This window comes from Streptomyces sp. AC558_RSS880 (assembly GCF_019049255.1).
Taxonomy (GTDB): domain Bacteria; phylum Actinomycetota; class Actinomycetes; order Streptomycetales; family Streptomycetaceae; genus Streptomyces.
This window is the reverse complement of record NZ_JAGMUJ010000163.1, coordinates 1-220: the sequence shown is the minus strand read 5'-3', so window position 1 is coordinate 220 and position 220 is coordinate 1. Positions and strand designations below refer to the sequence as shown.

General features: G+C 68.2%; 1 protein-coding gene. It reads left to right on the top strand.

Annotation, left to right across the window (positions count from 1 at the left end):
• Positions 1 to 220, top strand: a 220-nt coding sequence (locus KUM38_RS38785; protein WP_217136860.1) for an aldehyde dehydrogenase family protein, incomplete at both ends; no start/stop codon positions are given.

Here is a 220-nt window from a genome sequence, read left to right as displayed (position 1 = left end):
GACATCATCGACTTCAACCCGTACGACGACGAGAAGCTCGCGTCGATCACGATAGCCACGGTCGACGAGGTCGATCAGGCGTACCGGGCGGCCGCCCGCGCGCAGAAGCAGTGGGCGGCGACCAATCCGTACGCGCGCCGCGCGGTGTTCGAGAAGGCGCTCAGACTGGTCGAGGAGCGCGAGGAGGAGATAGCCGGGGCGATCGTCGCCGAGCTCGGCG